This is a genomic window from Protofrankia sp. CiP1_Cm_nod3 (assembly GCF_982290655.1).
The window spans coordinates 18089-35935 of sequence record NZ_CEVIVD010000049.1 but is presented as its reverse complement, the minus strand read 5'-3'; the positions used below and the strand labels follow the sequence as shown (position 1 = coordinate 35935).

The window sequence follows — 17847 nt, the reverse complement described above, 5'->3', positions numbered from 1 at the left end:
CCCGACTGGTATGGATGGCCGTTGCCCGGCTCGAAGTACCAGGCCTTACCGCCGGTTGGGTCCTGAAGCAGTTCCCGGTACTCGTCGAGGTCCGACACGCAGGCGAAGCGCAGGGTGGGCTGGACTCCCCGGCTGTGGTACTCCCGGCGCACCGTCGCCACGAACATCGCGCCGTCGCCGGCGGTTGGACCCTTCTCCCACGGGGTCAGGCTGACCGAGATGCGCTCGTCGAAGTGCCGTTCGCCAGTGCGCAGCACCTGGGTACGAAGATCGCTGTAGACGTCGTCGGCCAAGGCTTGGTCGCCGAGCTGGATGGCCAGGGTGTTGCGGACAACCCGGTCAAGGGTCTGCGGCGAGGCCACGTTGACCAGGGCATCGGGCGCGAAGGCGAAGCCGTCGATCACGGCGTCGCGGATGGCCGAAGCCTCTTCCTTCAGGACCTTGCGCAGGCGTTCGTTGGCCCGTTCGTCAGCGTCCCGCTCGTTGATGTACTCGAAGGCAACGACGATCAGGCCGCTGGCGAAGAGGGTGGAGCCGAGGTCGGCAAGTAACGGCAACTCCAGCCAGGACCAGGACCGGAGGGCCACCGGATCGTATTTCAGGATCATCAGGGCAACGCCGACGAACATGAAGCTGACGGCCAGCAGGGTCAGCTTGGTTTTGTAGAGGCGTTGCAACGGGCTTTGCATAATTATGAGTTAATTATACCAAACTCTGATTTCATTAAGCTACTATTCGGATACTCGGAGCTACGTATACTCGGACGACGCGAAGCCCCGAGCCGGGCGGTCCGGCTCGGGGCTTCGCCGTAGGTCGCACTCCCAGCGTCAGCCGCCGGTACCGCCACCGCCGCCTTCGCCACCGCGCCTGGTGAGCTGAGCCGTCATGGTTGCCTCCTTTGAGTTCACGGGGTGCGTCAGGACGATCTGGCGAGGCGGCTTGACGGCCAGCCTTGCCAGTCCGGTCGCGGCCGGTTGAGCCGCAACAGGTGGCAGCCTAGACGCAAGGTCATGGGACGTAAATGCATGGGATGTATCGTCTCTGGATTCAGAGGTTCTAGGCGTATGTGCTTGGGTCGCCATGGTGACCCCACCGATCTCGGCAGCGACGCAGGCCTTCGGCGCGCGGGTCCGGACCCGCCGGCAGGAGCTTGGCCAGAGCCAGGAGCAGCTTGCCGACGAGGCCGGCCTGCACTGGAGCTTCGTGGGCCAGGTGGAACGCGGTCGGCGGAACATCTCGCTGCACAACATCCTGAAGCTGGCGACGGGGCTGAAGATCGATCCGGGCGAGCTGGTGCGGGGGTTGAGGCCGCCGGCGGAGGAGTGACGATCTTTAATGGTTGATGGCGGAGCTGACATCCGCCGGTCGCTGGGTACGTCGTGGTGATGAGGTACGGACAGGGGGGCGGGCTGGACGCGGCTCTGTTGACGGTGCGGATGCGGGCGGCCGAGCGGTTCGCCGCCGGTGACAAGACCATCGGCACCGCCCTGTTGGACGCGGTCGGTAGCGAGGTCTACCGCCTTCAGGGCGACGTTGCGCACGGACACCATAGGGTCAAGGGCTGTACTCGACCGACCCCCGACCGGGTGCGGCCGGATGACCGCACCGTTGAAGATCCGTTATCCCCGGTCAGCCCGGGCGAGAATTCAATGTCGGCGCCAGCGAGGTGGCCCTTGGCACAGGAGGTTCCGCCAGGAGATCCAGGGGCGCTCGTGATTCGTTGAGCTATGAGATCTTCCAGAGGGTCGCCTCGGTAATGAAGTCGAGTGTGTCGCCGCGAGCCACGACATTGATGATCTTTACCATCGCCAGGTTGTCGTCAGTGGTGAGGGTGCAGAGCACCGTGTTCTTGGGGAGCATCGTCGCTAGATCCTTTCCGACAATCCGCGACTGCAGAACGTTGGTCTCGGCCCCCGACTTGCACGCCTGCGGCGTCGTGCCGTCGCTCTTGCCGGTGGGTGTCAGAAATGTCAACAGAGAGCCTGACTCTCCCGTCACTTCCACCGCGTCGGCATATTCGATCTCGGACGCATTTTGGTCCCCGCTTGCGTAGCCGGGTCTGGGCGTGATCTTCGGAATGTCCAGGTTCACATCGCTGTACTGCCGGGAGCTTGGCGCACGGATGATGAGTGACTTGCTCTCGAAGATCACGGTGTAGTGGTCCGTGGCGGTGGCGGTCTGGGACGTGGTTTCGGCTGCCGCATCGGTGGGGCCGGCGCTTGGCGCCTGGGACTGGCTCGTCGTTAGGGCGTTCCTGCTCGTGCTGCCGCCCGTCGCCTCAGGACTCTTGTTTTCGCCTCCCGCCAGCTTCCAGGTGGCGGCCACCGCCACGATGACGGCCAACACGGTGGCGCTGAGGAGCAGCGGCGTCCTCCGCCCCCGGGTTGGAGCCGGCTTCGGGGCCGATTGCCCTGCCGGAGCCGATCCGTGTTGTGGCGGCTGTGTCGGGTGCTGGGATGGTTGCGGGATGTAAGTCGTCTCGTATCCGGGGCCTGCGGCTGCAGGCGGAACCTCGGGCTCGGGCAGATGGAGGGAGGCCTGCTCACGGCGCGTGATCTCCGTAGCCAACGGGTCGGGGAGCCACCCGGCGAAGTCCCGCAGCGGCCAACCGTAGGCCGCTTCGCACAGCTCGGCCAGCTCGGCGGGCGTGGGCCGCAAGGCCGGGTCGGCGGCCAGGCAGCGCTCCAGGATCGATCGCAGCGGTTCCGGGTAGCCACTCAGGTCCGGGGGACGGAATTCGGTATTGGCGATCTTAGTGCCGAGGGTGTACGCGGCACCTTCGCCGTAGGGATGGCGGTTGGTCGCCGTGACTGCCGCGATCAGACCCAACGAGAAGATGTCGGTGGCGGGCGTGAGGGGCTGCCCGTTGGCGTGTTCGGGTGACATGTACTGGGGAGTACCGACGACCCCACCGCTGCGGGTGAGCTGGGTGGCGTCGGCGGCCCGCGCGATACCGAAGTCGATTACCCAGGGCCCTTGGGAGCCGAGCAGGATGTTGCCTGGCTTCAGATCGCGGTGGATCACTCCGGCCGCGTGCACCGCGCGCAACGCTTCTGCCGCGCAGCCGGTGAGTTGCAGAGCTGTGGGTAACGGCAGTGGCCCGTACGCAGCGAGCGCCTGGTCGAGTGACAGACCTGGCACGTAGATGGTGGCAAGCCACGGCAGGGTCCCGGTTGTGTCGTGGTCGACAACCGGGACGATGTGATACCCCTGCACCCGGCGTGCTGACCGGATCTCCTGCTCGAAGCGGCGGCGGAACTCCGCGTCCTGCGCGTACTCGCGGCGGATCACCTTTAGGGCGACCGGCTGGTTGCCGCGGGTACGCGAGAGGTAGACGGAGCCCATACCACCCTCGCCGATCTTGGCGAGCAGTCGGTAACCAGCTACTTCGCGCGGGTCGTCGAGGCCCAGCGGACTCAGGTAGCTTCTGGCGTCGGTCGTGCTGATGCGATCATCCTCCCCCGTGACATCTCCGAGGGGAGATGGTATCGGTGACCGATGCAGAAGCAGGAACCACCCTGAACCGGCAGTGGTCGATCTCGTTCGAGGTTCGGGTTTACTACCGATTCCGGTAACTACCTACAGGACATGATCCAACACCCGGCCATACCCAACACTCAGCCATACGGGGGCTTGATGGAACGTAACCTGGCGACCTCAGCGGACCAGGCCGACTACCTGGTTGACCTCTCCAACGTCGTGCGTCAGCAGTCGATCGGAGGACCGGGGCTACGATCGCTGCGTCGACTCCACCTCGTGGTGCAAGCATTGGCGAAGCTCACTGGGGATCCCAACGTCCTCGTCTATCTGATTGCCGACACCAGCCTGTTGAGCGGCCACCGGGAGTTCACAAGTCAGGCGGACGTCCGCCGGCTTCGCCGCTGGGTCACCGACGGCCTGGTTGAGGAGGTCGATGATGCCGACGAGCGGGTTCTCGAAATTGCCGGCATGACCGGTCTTCAGGTCATCAGCAGTGACCATTATGTCGACCACCGCCTCGAGCACACCTGGATTCAGGGGAACACCTGGCAGTTCCTCAAACCCGAGCCCGGATCGGGCGGCATCGTCACATTGGTCTTGATGGACATGGGTGTCCGTACACCAGCCGAGATCTCCCGCCGTATGGAACTCTCCGCTCTTAAGAAGCAGGGTCTGCTGGATGGCTCCCAGACCCCCCTGATCGACGTACTCAAGCGAACCTGGCGCTGCCCGGAAGCCCGTTGTTCGCTCTATGATATCCGCCGTGGCGATCGGGTGTTTCTGCCCCGCATGCGACAGGGCGTGCCCACATGTGAGGTGCACGGCACGCCCCTGCTAGACGACGGTCCGCGCCCAGGCGCCGCGCAGCTCAAAGCCGTTGTCAACGGTGCTTGCGTAGGCCGCTACACCCTGAACGAGGACTCCGAGACTCGCGTAGGACGTAACCCTGCTCCGTCCGGCATCTCCCTGTACAACCTGCTGGATTCGACGGCCGCACCGAGGGTCAGCCGCGAGCACGTGGTCGTCTCGGTCAAAAAGGGCATGGTTCTGATCCGTGACATCAGCAGATACGGCACCCGGATGCGGACCGCCGGCAAGCGGGGGCGGCTGGGACCCTGGGAACCATTACCTCCGCAGGTTGACCGGCGCTTTCATCCCGGTGACGAGGTCGAACTTGCTCCCGGTGTGATCATCACTCGCAGTGGCCGACGTTTCCCTCCCGAACTTGCCGACGCCTGGCGGACCCCGACCCCTCAAACCTCTCTCCCGCCGGGCGCCGCCGCAACCACTCGGTTGAATTAACCTCGGGCTCCACCTCGCTGGCCGCACCGCCTGGTCAAGCGGCGGCGACCCCCACAAGGGTTCACGGTGCTACATTTACCTGTCGATCGCCGACAAGCAGCAGGAGCTCGGGTCCGTCCGACCAACTGTCCACGGCTGCGTGCCTGAAGGGATTCGGCGAAGACCGTGCTCCTGCTCTTGCGGTGGACGGGCCACTGTGTATCGGGTGCCTCTCTGCGCACAATTGCGAGGAACCGCAACCTGCTGCCGTGCCAGCCACCGCCGGATGGTGGGCACAGCGCTCGGTGCGAGTGTGTCAAACGCAGCCGAAGACTTCAGTCGGGCGGCGCGGTGAGCAGGCACGCTGAAATCTTGGAGTTCGCCAGCATGAACGCCGATTGTGCAATGGATCTTTCGGTTAGACAACGACCAGGCAGCACACGCTGCGGCCGAGGCGGCCGTGGCCCGTCTCGCCGCCCTTGACCGGGTATCGCCGCGCAGCCGACCGGCTACAACACCCCTGCCTGCCACACCCCCAACGCCGCCGCCTGCTCGTCGAAGGCGCGCACCACCGGGCTGTCCTTCCACAGCTCCAACTGCCGCCGTACACCCCGCAGTTGTGTCGCCAGCCGGGCCGATCGGTTACGGACGGCCAGCTCGCCGGCCCATCCCAGGGTCCGGGCCCCCTCCTCAACCTCACCCTGCCGGATGTAAGCGGTCGCCAGGTCGACCGTCGTCATGGCCAGGTTGCGCACCGACACCGCCGGATCCATGGCCGCCAGCGACGGCCCGATGACGGCCACTGCCTCAGCGGGACGCCCCAGCCTCAGCAAGCACTGACCACGGATGCCGGCCAGGAAAGCCTCGTCGTACCAGTCAACGAGCGATGGCACCCGGTCAGCGGCGGCCAGAGCGGTTTCGGCACGGTGCAGTTCCTGCATGGCGGCGTCGTAGTCGCCGGCCGCCGCAAAGGCCCGGGCAGCGATGTCACCGGCGTTGGCCCGCAGGACGTGGTCCGGCGTGCGCCAGGCCCAGGCCACAGCCGCCGAAGCGTGGTCGACGGCCAGGCGGGGCCGGTCCTGCCAGATGGCGGTCTGGGCGAGGTTGCACAGGATCAGCGCGCCGAGCTCAGTGTTGCGGGCGGCGTGGGCGGCGGTCCGGCCTTCCTCGAAATGCGGCACGGCGGCATCGAAGTCGCCGAGGTCGAAGATGAACCAGCCGGTGGCCCGGCAGAGCCCGGCGTAGACCGACAGCAACCGGGAACGCAGGTCAGCCGGGCAGTCTTCCAGCAGATGCCGGGCCAGCTGGCGCTGGTCCAACACCGTCTGGATCGCGGCCTGCGGCCCCAGAGCGGCGTCCTGGCCCAGGGCGCGGCGCAGGACCTCCTCGATGTGGCCGATAATCACGGCGTCGACCCGCGACGGGTTGCCCAGCGCGCCCAGCAGCCGATCCGGTTCCAGCGACAGGGGCTCGGGCAGCAAGGGGACGGCCGCCGCAGTCGCGGCCCACCCGACGGACAGCAGGAACTGGCGGCGTTTCACGGTGTCGGCCCAGGCTTGCAGGACCCGCACCAGGCCGTCATGGGCGAGCGGATCCGGCCGGACGGCCGGTTCCCGGCCGTCCGTGGCTGGTGCTGGCGGCTCGTTCCAGGGCTCCCCCAATGCGGCGGCAACCACTTCCTCTGGCAAGTGTAGGTTGCGCAGCGTATTCGCAAGCCCCGAATGTTCGGCTGCCACGGCCATCGGGACGTTCGTAGCGGCTGGCAGGACGTCGCGGCCGGTTATTCGGCGCGGATCCCTGCCGCCGTGCCAGTCCTCGGCCAAGCGGCCATGAGTGCTGGTGGCTGCTGGCCCATCCGTCTCCCGGCGCCGATCCGGCAACCTGAACCACAACAACGTCTCGGGGATACGTAAGACCTCGGCCCAGCGGATGAGCTTGACAAGATCAGTGATCGGTGCGCCGCTCTCGATGCGGCTGAGCTGGGTCTGGGTGAGGCCCATCCAGCCGGCCACGGTGGCCTGGGTGAGCGGCGGGTGGTGGTAGGGGTGGCTGCGGTAGGCGGCGATCACCCGGCCCATGTGCCAGGCATGCAGGGCGTCGCGTAGCTGTTCGGACGACTCCCAGAAATCCGGGGGCACGTCCGGTGCCCGGATGGTCCGGTCCCGGACGGCTCGCTGGCAGGGGGCACACAGCACACCGTGGTTGTCACGCGCCAGCCGGGCACCGCAGCGGCAGTAGCGGCGCCGAGTTGCGGCGTGGTCCATGGGCCTGGTTCCCGTCCGGATGGAAATAGATCATCTGTTCTGGCAGCGCAGTGTATCCGTCACTTTGCGTGCCAACCATCCCCGGCAATATGCGTCCGGCGCATGATCCGGAAACCCGCTGCCCCTTGGGCGGGAAGACCTGGTCCGCCACGGTGTGCCCCAGGCGCCCGGGGCCGGGTCGAGCCCGTCGTTCCCTCCGCTCCCCGGCCTCGGGCGTCAGCCACGGACCGGAATCGTGAAGATCGGCTGACGGGAGGACGCTGGTGGGATGGGTGAGCGGAGGCTGCGAGTCGTGGCCGGAACCGCCGGGCGGGCTGCCGTTGCGCAGCATCGAGCTAGGGCTGCAAGGCGCGCTGGAACGGATGGAGGCGGTTGAAGCCGGCCTCGGCCGTTGCGCCGGCAATTGGCCGGGCGGGCCTTTGGAGCACGCCGCCCTGCTGGAACGCGCCGAGGCGGTCAGCGGGGAGCTGCGGTGGTTGCGGGAGCGGCTGGCGAAGCTGGCGGGCCGGATGGAGCGGGCGAAACAAACCGATGGTCATCGCAGCCGGAGCAGCACACACGATCACGAACCGGCCGACGATACAGCTTCCCTCACCCGACGATCATGCATGAAGCCGTGGCCAGGAACGGCGGCCCGGTGGGCTGAGCGGCCTGGCGGGAGCTGTGGCCGTTTCGAGGGGCCGGTGTGATGGAGGAGCGCTTCTCGCGACCGGCCAGGCCGCGACACGACGAGGACTCGGCAGCGCGTCCTGCGATGTACGGTTACATCAGCCTGCAGCACGACGACGAAGACGAGACTGCGGCACTGCGTGACCGGCTGACGGTGTACGCCGAAGCCGAGGGCTTGGCGCTGGTGGAGATCTACATCGATCGGAACGTCAGGCCGGGACAGATCATCCGGCCGGGGTTGACGGTGTTGCTGGACGCGGTGCTGCGCACCGAGGGGTGCGGGGTGTTGGTACCGACGGTGAATCATTTGTCACCGGCGTCTGCGGTGCGGCGGGCGGTCGAGGTGGAGATCGAACTGTTCGGGGGCCGGCTGATGGTGGTGGAGCCGGAGGGCGAGGTGCCGGATGTCGGTGGCCTGGTTCCTCCACCGCAACAGTTGGATCAGTGTGGTGCCCGCCAAGAGAAATGATCGATTCTGGCCGTCCAGGCTGGGTTTCCCTACCGGCGGACGTGCTCTGCCGGGGAGGGCAATTCCGGGAGCAGATCGACCAGCCCGGCCCACACCTGCCTGGCGCTGACCGGCACCAGTCGGACCGTCACCTGAAGGTCGATGTCCTCGGCGCGCAGCGGCTCGGCCGGCGCTTCCCGCCGCCAGAACCCGGCCGGGCCGGCGTCAATAACGACCAGCGAGCGCAGCTGGAGATCTTCGGGGGCTTCCGGCGGTACCGCCGGCCTGCCACCCCAGCTGGCCGTCACCCGCCAGGACAGCTTGTACCCGGACAGGACCGCGGCGAGCTGGGTGGTGTCGGCCTCGGAGATCGGCGGCTGATGCCGGCGGCCGGCTTCGCGGATGACGGTGACGGCCTCGGGCCGGTCAGCGGTACCCACGGCGTCCAGGGCCGTGAACGCCCGGTCGATCACTACCTCAAGGGCGTGGTGTGGTGCGGCCGCTGCGAACGGCGGCTGATCATCGCCCGGGCCCAGGGCCGCCACGGCGGGCAGTATTTTTACTACTTCTGCCGCGGACGGCAGGAGCGTACCTGCGATCTGCCCTACATCGTGGTGGAGCGGATCGAGGAGGCCGTGCTCCGGCACTACTGCCAGGTGCGCATCCCGGCCGAGGTCGGCGACCGGCTGCGGACAGCCATGGACCAGACCGTCGCCAGTGGCGCGGACAACACCCGGCAGCTGCGGGCGCAGTACGCCAAGCGCCTCAAGGAGCTGGATGCCCGGGAGGACCGCTATCTCGACTTGGTGGACGATCCGGACTGGCCGCGGGAGAAAGTCAGCGGGCGGATGCGGGCCATCCGCGACGAACGGGCCAGTTTGAAGCGGCAGCTGGACGACACCGATGGTGAGCTGCAGGTGGGCTACCAGGTCGTGACCGACATGCTGGAGCTGCTGGCCGACCCACAGGAGCTGTACCGGGTGGCCCAGAAGCGCACCCGGGCCATTTTGAACAAGGCGATCTTCACCAAGCTGTTCATCGACTTCGAGGGTGAGGGGCCGTATGTGACGGCCGACGAGCTGACGGAGCCGTTCGAGACGGTGGTGTATTTGCGGCGGGAGGCACGGGGCGGGGTGGTGATGCCTGGTGCCGGGGGTGAGGTGGAGCAGGTTGCCCGCGAGTCGCTCACTGGCAGCGGGGACGGCGGGATGCCAGCCGCACCGGAAGATCCGGAACTGGCCGGCGAGGACGGCCGGGATGCTGTTGGCAGCGCACGGTTGCGGCGGCGGTTTGCGCTGACCGGTGGGCGGTGGTATGAGCGACGGGACGACAGTGGCGTCCTCCTTGCGGAGGATGCCATGATCGGTGATAAGGTTACTGTCCCGGGCTTGCTCGGCCACTCTTTGTGGGGAGTGGGTTCGAGTAAGACCGGGATGGTGGAGGTGAGGGGACTCGAACCCCTGGCCTCCTCCGTGCGAGGGAGGCGCTCTACCAGGCTGAGCTACACCCCCTGGAGCACTTGCAGCTTACAGCAGACCGGACGGATGTGGTGGACGGCCCCCGCTGAGCAGTTCCTGCCCCGCCGCGGCCGGTGCCGGGGATGGCTCACCCTTGCGCGCCCTGGGTACCAGCGGGGTCAAGGCAGGGCCGGCGGCCGGGTCCGCCTCGCACATCAGCCGGGTGAAGAAGGTTGCCGCGGCGGCGGGCCGCAGGAGCCCTGCCTCGTGGCCGCGCCAGCCGTATTCCCGGCCGCCGTCGAGGACGGCCCGGAAATCCGGTGTGTCCTCGCGGTCGAACACCATGCGGACGCTGTCAGAAATATGTCCGTTGCCCACCTGGATACCGGTATGCGTACCATTATCCGTGTTCGGAAGGGAGGGGGCCGGATGTCCGGAGGACCAGCGTCCGGATGAGGGGCTGTCCAGCGGGTAGTTTACCCAGAGTGACAAACCTTCCTCTGGGATCCATCGTGGATCCCAGAACGGCAGCTGCCACATCGCGCGGCCGGGGCGGAACAACGACAGTTCCACCCGCACTCCACGGCACCGTAGATGGAACCCGACCCCGTCCGGACGTAGTCCACGCAGTTCAACCGGTACGGCGCAGCTACGGGGGCACAGCCGGAAGCCCGCGGCCCGCAGGCTCGCGGTCCACTCCTCGAACGTCGGTTCCCGCGAGCCTGAGCTGCCCGGCGTCGTCCCGTACCGCTGACCGCGGTGGTCATTACTCACTGTGACGCCCCTTTGCGCTCACGTTGGTGATGACAGGCGGCGGAACAAGTCACGGAGAGACGTCCGTGCTGCCGGCGGGCCCGGCTTTCAGCAACCGCGTCGTATGCTGGAGCGCATCGGGCAAAAACAGCCACAGCGAGTCGAATCGGGCGATTGCGAACCGTACGGACAGGATTTTCCCGAAACGAACTGGACTTCTCCGGCTAACAAGCCCTCGCGTGCATGACCGGTGACGCAAAGGCGGTCATGGACGTCGGAAGAAGAAAGCGGACGTCAGCGCACGCGAGGGCGCGGACAGCAACATCCCGTGTTCGTGCGCGTGACAGCCCCGGCAGGCAGCTCGAGAAGCTGGGGCGCGCGCATGGTCACGGAGCCATTATGCACAGCGCACCCCAGCACGAGTCCATATGATCTAGGCCAGTTCCATCGCGGTTGACAGTGCCTCCCGCGGGCTGTCAAGCCACCCGCCGCCGGGCCGCTCCGGCCGTGTAGCCGCCGGAGCCCGCAGGTACGAGCCCAGCCGCGTGCGCCCTCTGTACTTCGGCCGCCAGCCGCCGCCCGGGCAGCAGCACAGGCCCCAGCGCAGGGCCTTCAGCCAAGGGTCGGCACCTCTACGACCCGTAGACCCGCATGCCTGGCCTTGTCGACGAGGTCGTCGGTCACCGACGCCCGATGTGAGACGACCGGACGCAGCACCAGTGCGACGATCTCCTCGTCAGGGGCCTGCCGCAGCTGCGCCGCGCGCTCAAGCAGGCGTGTGTTCGTCCGGTGGTAGACGCCGGAGTCTCTGACCTCGTCGAGAATCTCCAGTTCGTCCGGTTTCAACGAGCTGATCAGCTGGTCGTACCGGAGGCACCACTGCGGCCCCCGGTCCTCGACCGACGTCCGCCTGAACGTGGGCACGTCGAAGGGCAGCACCACACGTACGGGAAGCCCCTTCGAGCGCGCGACCGCTAGTACCACCAGGTCGGCTCCGGACGCCGCCGCGCCGACCAGCAGCCGTGGACGCAGCGCGTCGAGCGCTTCAGCGGTCCGACGTTCGACGTCGGGGATGTCACGCTCACGGAACCGCGGCGGGCTGGTGGCATGGCTGTCGATCTGCACACCGCCGAAGACGACGATCTTCGAGGGTGTGCCACGGTCCCGATCGGTCATGATTCTTCCATCTGTTCACCGGATACCCGGCACAAGGGTGCCCGGGGATCGAGGGTATCCGCCGATCGCGCAACCATCAGCGGCCACATCTCACTGCCGCCCCAATGGTTCACTGCCGTCCCAACGGTCACCTGGGCAGAAACGGGTGCCACGGGCAGCGGGGCGTCCCCAAGACGGCCCCGCGCAGGACAGCGGCCCCGTCCGGAACGACATCCGTCGGCCCGGCGGCCGCCTCGGCAGGGCAGCCGCGCCGGTGAGGATGTCGGGGCCGCCGGTGGGGCCGCGGCATCCGGTGGGGGATGCCGCGGTGGTCAACCGGTCAGCTCCCGACCGCGTGCCTGCGCAACAGTTCGTCGGCCTCGCCCGGATCGTCGCTGCCCGACGCGGGCTGCTGCGGGCCAGGTGCCGGTGTCGATGCCGGACCGGTCGATGCCGGGCCAGCGGTCAGACCGCCATGTGTCCCTGGGGGGTTGACCTGCACTCGACCCGGCCTGGAGGTGTTCGGGCGCCCGGCCGCGCGGGCAGCCGGGCGGGCACCGCCCACCGGCCCGGGCGCCTGCCCGAGGTCCGGGGCGCCATCCGTCTCAGCGGCATCCGCAGAGCCGTCGGCATCCGCGAAGCCATCGAGGTCGGCATCGGTGACGGCATCGAGGTCGGCATCGGTGACGGCAACGTTCCCAGCGGCCGGGGCGTCGGCCACGGATCCGTCGTCAACGGATCTGTCGACAGCCGTGCCGTCGATGACGGCGCCCTCAAGGATCTGCCCTCGTGGGGAGCCACCGGCCGCCGTGATCCGGGCGGTGGCAGCGGCGGCGCTCCGTGAAAGATCCACCGTCTGCGCGTTCGCCATCGCAAGATCGTCTCTGGGGGTGCCTCGGCCGGCGGGCGCGCCGGGGCGAGCCACGGCCTGGTCGGACAGCCGGAACGGCTCGCTGCCGGACACCCAGGGCTCGCCCGCGTCACCGCCCACGCCACCGCCGAGGCCAGTGCCGGCGGCACCTGGGCCGGGCATCCGGTAGCCGTACCGGACGGCGCGCTCGGCGGCGATCCGCCGGTCCAGCGCGAAGCGGGAGGCGCGCAGCCGCCGGTCGGCCTGGGCTGCCCTGCGCAGGTGCACGACATAGCTGACGACGGCCGCGTCCGCCAGGATCTGGACGGCGATCCACACGCCGCCCAGCAGCCCGGCGAGCAGCGCGGTCACCAGGATCATGGCCAGCAGGACGAACAGCCGCCGCCTGCGCAGCTGGATCAGCGCCCGCCGGTCGGCGTTGGTGCCGGCGGCGGCATGCGGACGAGGCGGGGAAGCCGGCGGGCGTGCCACGGGAACACCGCGCCACTCACCGCTGGGGCTCCCGCCGGACCCGTGCGTGGCCCGCGCCGACCCGGGAGGCCGAGCCGACGTGGCGGGCCGAGCCGACGTGGCGGGCCGGGTCGGCCCGGTCACCTGGATCGGCTCACCGTCGTCCGGATCGTCGTCATCCGGACCAGAAGAAGCAGCCGGCCGCATCGCGAGCTCCCTGTCCGGCCGCGACGCCCCTCGGCGTGACAGGACGCGCATCGCCGTAGTGAAACGTTCCGCCGATCGCTGTTCCAGCGTGCTGTCATGATGCCTCACCCACATAGGGATAAGCACGAAACCCCAGACCGCGACGATCGCGAGCCAGATCAGCGCGCTCATGACAGCGTGTCCGGAAGACGGCATCGGAGCGCGGACCGCGAAGCGCCCGTACGAGCCTCAGGCGGCGCGGGCTGCCGTACAGGCGAGTTGACCATGGACGGTGGCCTTCCTGCCGACTCGGATATCGAAGATGACGTTGGCGGACCCGGGCCCCGCATGTCGACCGCGCCGAAATACGAGGGGCTCCGGCGGCCCGATCATGGGCGTTCGCGCCGCCGGGAGGATAGGGACGCCCAGCGGCGCGACGCCGCTATCCTCAGGCGCTCCGAGGAACGCTAGTGAGCGAATACCGTCCGGTCACCGACCCGAAGAGCGCGTGTCGCGGCATCGCAGCCCACATCACGTTCACGCTTAGTAACTGAATTGAGGCCGAGAAAAGCTCATCGAGCCAAGCTCGATCGCGAAACGGCGACGCACACACCACAAAAGGATCTTAACGGACAGACAAACCATGACAACCATCCCTACGTGTGGCCGACGTCACATCTGAAAGTAGACGCATGACTACTCTCAGTTAATGTCGAGTAGGTGTTGTTGATCTCAGCTATGTGGCGCGCGGACGCTGTGCCAGCGGTTCAGCAGCCCTTCCGGAGCGTCCTCCGTGGTGATGGCGTAGCTGATGTGGTCCCGGTAAGCCCCGCCGATCGCCAGATAGCGCCGGTGGAACCCCTCCTCGCGGAACCCGAGCTTTTCCACCACCCGCCGGCTCGCGGTGTTCTCCGGCCGGACGTGCGCCTCCAGCCGGTGCAGTGCCACCGCGGTGAAAGAGTGATCCACCACCAGCGCCAATGCGGTCGGGGTTATCCCACGGCCGGCATACATACGGTCAACCCAGTAACCGACATGGCCGCTGTTCAACGCGCCACGGACGATCGTGGAAACGGTGATCTGTCCTACCAGCCGGCCCTCGAACGTCACGGCGAACGGCAGGGCCTGACCGACACGCGCCTGCTGGCGCAGCCGCCGCACCATCTGGATGTAGACCCCGACGGTCTGGCGCCGCGCCCACGCCTCGTCGGTGGCGGGCAGCGCCTTCGCCGTCGCCTCCCACGGCGCGAGCCAGTCGCCGTTGCGCAGCCGGATGTCGACCCAGGTGGCAGCCTCGCGCAGCCGCAGAGGACGCACGGCCACCGGCCCGTCCGTGAGACTCGCCGGCCACCCGGGCGCCCTCATCCCCTCTTCTCCCGCGGGCTCCGGCCGGCGCCCGCCGCGTCACCGGCATGATCGTGGGAGCCGGCGTGACGGTGCTCCCCGCCGCCCCTGATCTGCGCGACGGCGTGCCCGGCCACGCCGGCGAGCACGGTCATCCCGTCGGCGACGCCACCGGTGGAGCCCGGCAGGTTCACCACCAGCGTCCCCTCCCGCACACCGGCGATCCCGCGGGAGAGGACCGCCGTCGGGACCGTCTCCCGGCCGGCCGCGCGCAGTGCCTCGGCGAGCCCGGGCACCTCACGGTCGATCACCAGCCGGGTCGCCTCCGGCGTGACGTCCCTGGGCGCGAGACCGGTGCCGCCGGTGGTGACGACCAGATGGATCCCGGCACGCACCGCCGCCGTCAGCGCGGCCACGATCGCGTCGGGCTCGTCCGGGACGACGACCACGTCGTCGACGACGAAGCCGATCCGGCCGAGCGCCCCGGCCGCCAGCGGCCCGGACCGGTCGGCGTACCCGCCGGCGTGCACGCGGTCCGAAACCGTGATCACTCGGGCACGGGCACCGGCCGGTACCCCTGACGACCCGGCCCGCACTCCCGTGTCCGGCGGTGCGACGACCGGGTGGCGCCGCCAGTCACCCGACCGTCCACCGGTCTTCACCAGCAGCTGGATGTCGGTGAGCGTCGCGGCCGGATCGACTGCCTTGACCATGTCGTGCAGTGTGAGCCCGGCCACCGCCACCGCGGTCAGCGCCTCCATCTCCACGCCGGTGCGGTCCGCCGTCCGGACGGTCGCGGTGATCTCGACACCATGGTCGTGGACGTCGATGTCGACCCGGACCCCCGACAGCGCGATCGGATGGCACAGCGGGATGAGCTCGGACGTGCGCTTGGAGCCCATGATGCCCGCCACCCTGGCCACCCCGAGCGCGTCCCCCTTGGGCACGCCGGCCCCGCGCAGCAGGTCGACGACGGCGGGCGCCACCCGCAGGCAGCCGCGGGCCGTCGCCGTCCGCGCGGTCACGTCCTTGGCGGAGACATCGACCATCCGGGCGGCGCCGGTGGCGTCCACATGGGTCAGCTTCGGCCCGTCCGGCTCGGTCACCCGCCCACCTCCACATGCCGCCGGCCGGCCGGTGGCACGCCGCCGCGGCGGCCCGCCACCGTCACCTCGTCGTCGAGCAGCAGCGCGGTCAGCTCCCGCCCGGCGGGCAGCTCACCGCCATCCGCCGGAACGATCAACAGCGCGTCCGCGGCCGCCAGCGCCGACATCTGGTGGGCGCCCTGGCCGCCGGCGAGATGCGCCACGGGCGGGCGGCCCGCGCCGCCATCGGCCAGCCGGACCCGCAGGTACGAGCGCCGGCCCGCGGCGGCCCGCACCGGCTGGGCCGTCGTGACCACCAGCGTCGGACGGTGCACGGACGCAAGCCCGCGCATCCGCCGCAGCGCGGGCCTGACGAACAGCTCGAACGACACCAGCGCGCTGACCGGGTTGCCGGGCAGGGTGAACACCGGCACGCCGTCGAGCACCCCGAACCCCTGCGGCATCCCGGGCCGCATGGCGAGCCGCTCGAAACGGACCGTCCCCGCGGCGGCGAGAACCTGCTTGACCACGTCGAAGGCGCCCACGCTCACCCCGCCGGTCGTGATCACAGCGTCGGCGTCGGTGCGGACGTCGTCGAGCAGCGCGGCGAACGCGTCCGGGGAGTCGGGCACGCCGGCGAACCGCCGGACCCGCGCGCCCGCCTCCCGCGCCGCCGCCGCCACCGCGTGGCTGTTGGAGTCGACGATCTGCCCGGGCCCGGGCGTCCCACCGGCCTCGACCAGCTCGCTGCCGGTCGACAGGACCGCCACCCGGGGACGCGGGTGGACGGTGGGCGCCGCCACGTTCAGGGCCGCGAGCAGGCCGATCTGGGCCGCGCCGAGCAGCCGCCCGGCGGGCAGGACCAGGTCGCCGACGGCCACGTCCTCCCCGGCCCGCCGGATGTTCTGTCCGGGCACGGGCGCGCGCGCCACGGTGACCCGGTCCATCCGGCCGTCGGTCCACTCGACCTGGACGACGGTGTCGGCGCCGGGCGGCAACGGCGCCCCCGTCATGATCCGGGCGGCGGTGCCGGGTGCCACCGGCGCCGGGGTGCCCGGCGCGGCCGGGATGTCCCCGGTGACCGGCAGGGTCACCGGGTGGTCGGGGCCGGCGCCGGCGACGTCCGCGGCGTACAGGGCGTAGCCGTCCATGGCCGAGTTGTCGAACCCGGGCAGGGCGGTGGCCGCGTGCAGGTCGGCGGCGAGCACGCAGCCGTGGGCGGCGCCCAGCGGCAGCGGCCGTGCGGGTAACGGGCCGACCGCGGCGAGGATGTCGGCGAGGTGCGCGTCCACCGACTTCACGTCGATCGCCTCACACCGGTCGCCTCCACCCCGCCAGGCCCGCCAGGCCCGCCAGGCCCGCCGGCCGTCTCACACCTGTCACCGGCCGGGCTCTCACGGACCGGGATCGGACTTGGGGCCGCCGGCGGAGACGTACTCCTCCAGCCACGGGTACAGCTCCCCGCCGATGTCCGGCCGCTCGCAGGCGAGCCGGATCACGGCCTTGAGATAGTCCACCCGGTCACCGGTGTCGTAGCGGCGCCCGGTGAAGACCACCCCGTGGACGGGCTCGCCCGCATCGTCGCCGAGGTGGGCCAGCGTCCGCAAGGCGTCGGTGAGCTGGATCTCGTTCCCACGGCCGGGTGGTGTCCGCCGCAACACGTCGAAAATCGCCGGTGACAGGACGTACCGGCCGATGATCGCGAGGTTGCTGGGCGCCTCGTCGGCCGAGGGCTTCTCCACCAGGTCCCGGATGCGGACGGTCTGGTAGCGCTCCCCCGCCGGCCCGACGGCCGTCGGGTCGACCGTCGCCACCCCGTACAGCGAGACGAGTTCCTCCGGAACCTCCATGAGGCCGACGACGCTGCCGCCGAAACGCTCCCGCACCGCGAGCATCTCCACCAGCAGCGGATCACGTTCGTCGATCAGGTCGTCGCCGAGCAGGACCGCGAAGGGCTCGTCGCCGACGTGCCCGGCCGCGCACAGCACGGCATGGCCGAGCCCCCGCGGGGCCTGCTGGCGGACCGAGTGCACCTCGGCGAGTTCGGCCGACGCGCGGATGCGTCCCAGCCTGGCCGTGTCACCCTTGCGTTCCAGGGCCGCCTCGAGTTCGGTCTCCCGGTCGAAATGGTCCTCCACCGCCTTCTTGGTGCGGCTCGTGACAAGAAGCACATCCCGTAGACCGGCGCGGGAAGCCTCCTCCACCACATACTCGATGGCCGGCCGGTCGACGACCGGCAGCATCTCCTTGGGCAGGGACTTGGTCGCCGGCAGGAACCGGGTGCCGAGGCCCGCAGCCGGAATCACCGCCTTCTTTACTGACATGGGCGAAACCATAGCCGCTCGGCGAAGGCGTCGGTGGTTTCCATCGCGGCCGCAGCGGTTCCCGCCTACGGCTTCCCTAC

12 protein-coding genes, 1 tRNA gene and 2 pseudogenes are annotated in these 17847 nt (G+C 69.3%); 4 read left to right on the top strand and 11 right to left on the bottom strand.

Going from position 1 to position 17847, the window contains the following annotated elements:
* Positions 1–677, bottom strand: a pseudogene (locus AC5LUJ_RS11840) (hypothetical protein); the annotation flags it as partial.
* Positions 678–1080: 403 nt separating this feature from the next.
* Between AC5LUJ_RS11840 and AC5LUJ_RS11835 the strand changes: the two are divergent.
* On the top strand, positions 1081–1326 hold the full coding sequence (locus tag AC5LUJ_RS11835) for a helix-turn-helix domain-containing protein (RefSeq protein ID WP_250285568.1): 246 nt from the start codon (positions 1081–1083) through the stop codon (positions 1324–1326).
* Between the two features lie 399 nt (positions 1327–1725).
* Here the strand turns inward: AC5LUJ_RS11835 and AC5LUJ_RS11830 are convergent, their stop codons facing one another.
* Positions 1726–3372, bottom strand: a complete 1647-nt coding sequence (locus tag AC5LUJ_RS11830; protein ID WP_493464939.1) for a serine/threonine-protein kinase — start codon at positions 3370–3372, stop codon at positions 1726–1728.
* Positions 3373–3636: 264 nt separating this feature from the next.
* On the opposite strand from AC5LUJ_RS11830, the gene AC5LUJ_RS11825 reads away from it, so the two are divergent.
* Positions 3637–4782, top strand: coding sequence for an FHA domain-containing protein (locus tag AC5LUJ_RS11825; RefSeq protein ID WP_250285570.1), 1146 nt, complete (start codon positions 3637–3639; stop codon positions 4780–4782).
* 488 nt (positions 4783–5270) lie between these two features.
* On the opposite strand, the gene AC5LUJ_RS11820 is transcribed toward AC5LUJ_RS11825, so the two are convergent.
* Positions 5271–7025, bottom strand: coding sequence for a helix-turn-helix domain-containing protein (locus AC5LUJ_RS11820; RefSeq protein WP_493464937.1), 1755 nt, complete (start codon positions 7023–7025; stop codon positions 5271–5273).
* 688 nt (positions 7026–7713) lie between these two features.
* Between AC5LUJ_RS11820 and AC5LUJ_RS11815 the strand changes: the two genes are divergently transcribed.
* Together AC5LUJ_RS11815 and AC5LUJ_RS11810 are read left to right on the top strand one after the other, a co-directional pair.
* Positions 7714–8163, top strand: coding sequence for a hypothetical protein (locus tag AC5LUJ_RS11815; protein ID WP_493464938.1), 450 nt, complete (start codon positions 7714–7716; stop codon positions 8161–8163).
* A pseudogene (locus AC5LUJ_RS11810) lies at positions 8160–8732 on the top strand (recombinase zinc ribbon domain-containing protein); the annotation flags it as partial. The gene AC5LUJ_RS11815 and the pseudogene AC5LUJ_RS11810, both read left to right, overlap by 4 nt.
* An 844-nt stretch (positions 8733–9576) precedes the next feature.
* On the opposite strand, the gene AC5LUJ_RS11805 reads toward AC5LUJ_RS11810, so the two are convergent.
* The 8 genes from AC5LUJ_RS11805 to galU all read right to left on the bottom strand — a co-directional run bounded on the left by AC5LUJ_RS11805 (position 9577) and on the right by galU (position 17767).
* Positions 9577–9653 (bottom strand) — tRNA-Ala (locus AC5LUJ_RS11805).
* Positions 9654–9668: 15 nt separating this feature from the next.
* Positions 9669–9977 carry a hypothetical protein gene (locus AC5LUJ_RS11800; protein ID WP_493464936.1) on the bottom strand — a complete coding sequence of 103 codons (309 nt, stop codon included), beginning with the start codon at positions 9975–9977 and terminating at the stop codon, positions 9669–9671.
* Between the two features lie 987 nt (positions 9978–10964).
* Complete coding sequence (locus tag AC5LUJ_RS11795) at positions 10965–11528, bottom strand: hypothetical protein (RefSeq protein WP_493464935.1); 564 nt, start codon at positions 11526–11528, stop codon at positions 10965–10967.
* Between the two features lie 319 nt (positions 11529–11847).
* Positions 11848–13206, bottom strand: coding sequence for a SepX/GlpR family protein (locus AC5LUJ_RS11790; protein ID WP_250292658.1), 1359 nt, complete (start codon positions 13204–13206; stop codon positions 11848–11850).
* A 540-nt stretch (positions 13207–13746) separates the two neighbouring features.
* Positions 13747–14379 (bottom strand): GNAT family N-acetyltransferase, encoded by a 633-nt coding sequence (locus AC5LUJ_RS11785; RefSeq protein WP_250282144.1) that lies wholly within the window; start codon positions 14377–14379, stop codon positions 13747–13749.
* Entirely contained in the window at positions 14376–15407 is a 1032-nt protein-coding gene (gene moaCB, locus AC5LUJ_RS11780) for a bifunctional molybdenum cofactor biosynthesis protein MoaC/MoaB (protein WP_250282180.1), read from the bottom strand. The genes AC5LUJ_RS11785 and moaCB overlap by 4 nt, the downstream gene beginning before the upstream one ends.
* Before the next feature lie 53 nt (positions 15408–15460).
* Positions 15461–16744 (bottom strand): molybdotransferase-like divisome protein Glp, encoded by a 1284-nt coding sequence (gene glp, locus AC5LUJ_RS11775; RefSeq protein ID WP_493464934.1) that lies wholly within the window; start codon positions 16742–16744, stop codon positions 15461–15463.
* Positions 16745–16837: 93 nt separating this feature from the next.
* Positions 16838–17767, bottom strand: a complete 930-nt coding sequence (galU, locus tag AC5LUJ_RS11770; RefSeq protein WP_250282147.1) for a UTP--glucose-1-phosphate uridylyltransferase GalU — start codon at positions 17765–17767, stop codon at positions 16838–16840.
* Between the last annotated feature and the right edge of the window lie 80 nt (positions 17768–17847).

Bases quoted from the DNA above. Each gene is read 5' to 3' on its own strand.
- galU (WP_250282147.1), bottom strand. From the start codon at position 17,767: ATGTCAGTAAAGAAGGCGGTGATTCCGGCTGCGGGCCTCGGCACCCGG.
- AC5LUJ_RS11825 (WP_250285570.1), top strand. From the start codon at position 3,637: ATGGAACGTAACCTGGCGACCTCAGCGGACCAGGCCGACTACCTGGTT.
- moaCB (WP_250282180.1), bottom strand. From the start codon at position 15,407: ATGGTCGATGTCTCCGCCAAGGACGTGACCGCGCGGACGGCGACGGCC.
- AC5LUJ_RS11815 (WP_493464938.1), top strand. From the start codon at position 7,714: ATGGAGGAGCGCTTCTCGCGACCGGCCAGGCCGCGACACGACGAGGAC.
- AC5LUJ_RS11790 (WP_250292658.1), bottom strand. From the start codon at position 13,206: ATGAGCGCGCTGATCTGGCTCGCGATCGTCGCGGTCTGGGGTTTCGTG.
- AC5LUJ_RS11820 (WP_493464937.1), bottom strand. From the start codon at position 7,025: ATGGACCACGCCGCAACTCGGCGCCGCTACTGCCGCTGCGGTGCCCGG.
- AC5LUJ_RS11785 (WP_250282144.1), bottom strand. From the start codon at position 14,379: ATGAGGGCGCCCGGGTGGCCGGCGAGTCTCACGGACGGGCCGGTGGCC.
- AC5LUJ_RS11835 (WP_250285568.1), top strand. From the start codon at position 1,081: ATGGTGACCCCACCGATCTCGGCAGCGACGCAGGCCTTCGGCGCGCGG.
- AC5LUJ_RS11795 (WP_493464935.1), bottom strand. From the start codon at position 11,528: ATGACCGATCGGGACCGTGGCACACCCTCGAAGATCGTCGTCTTCGGC.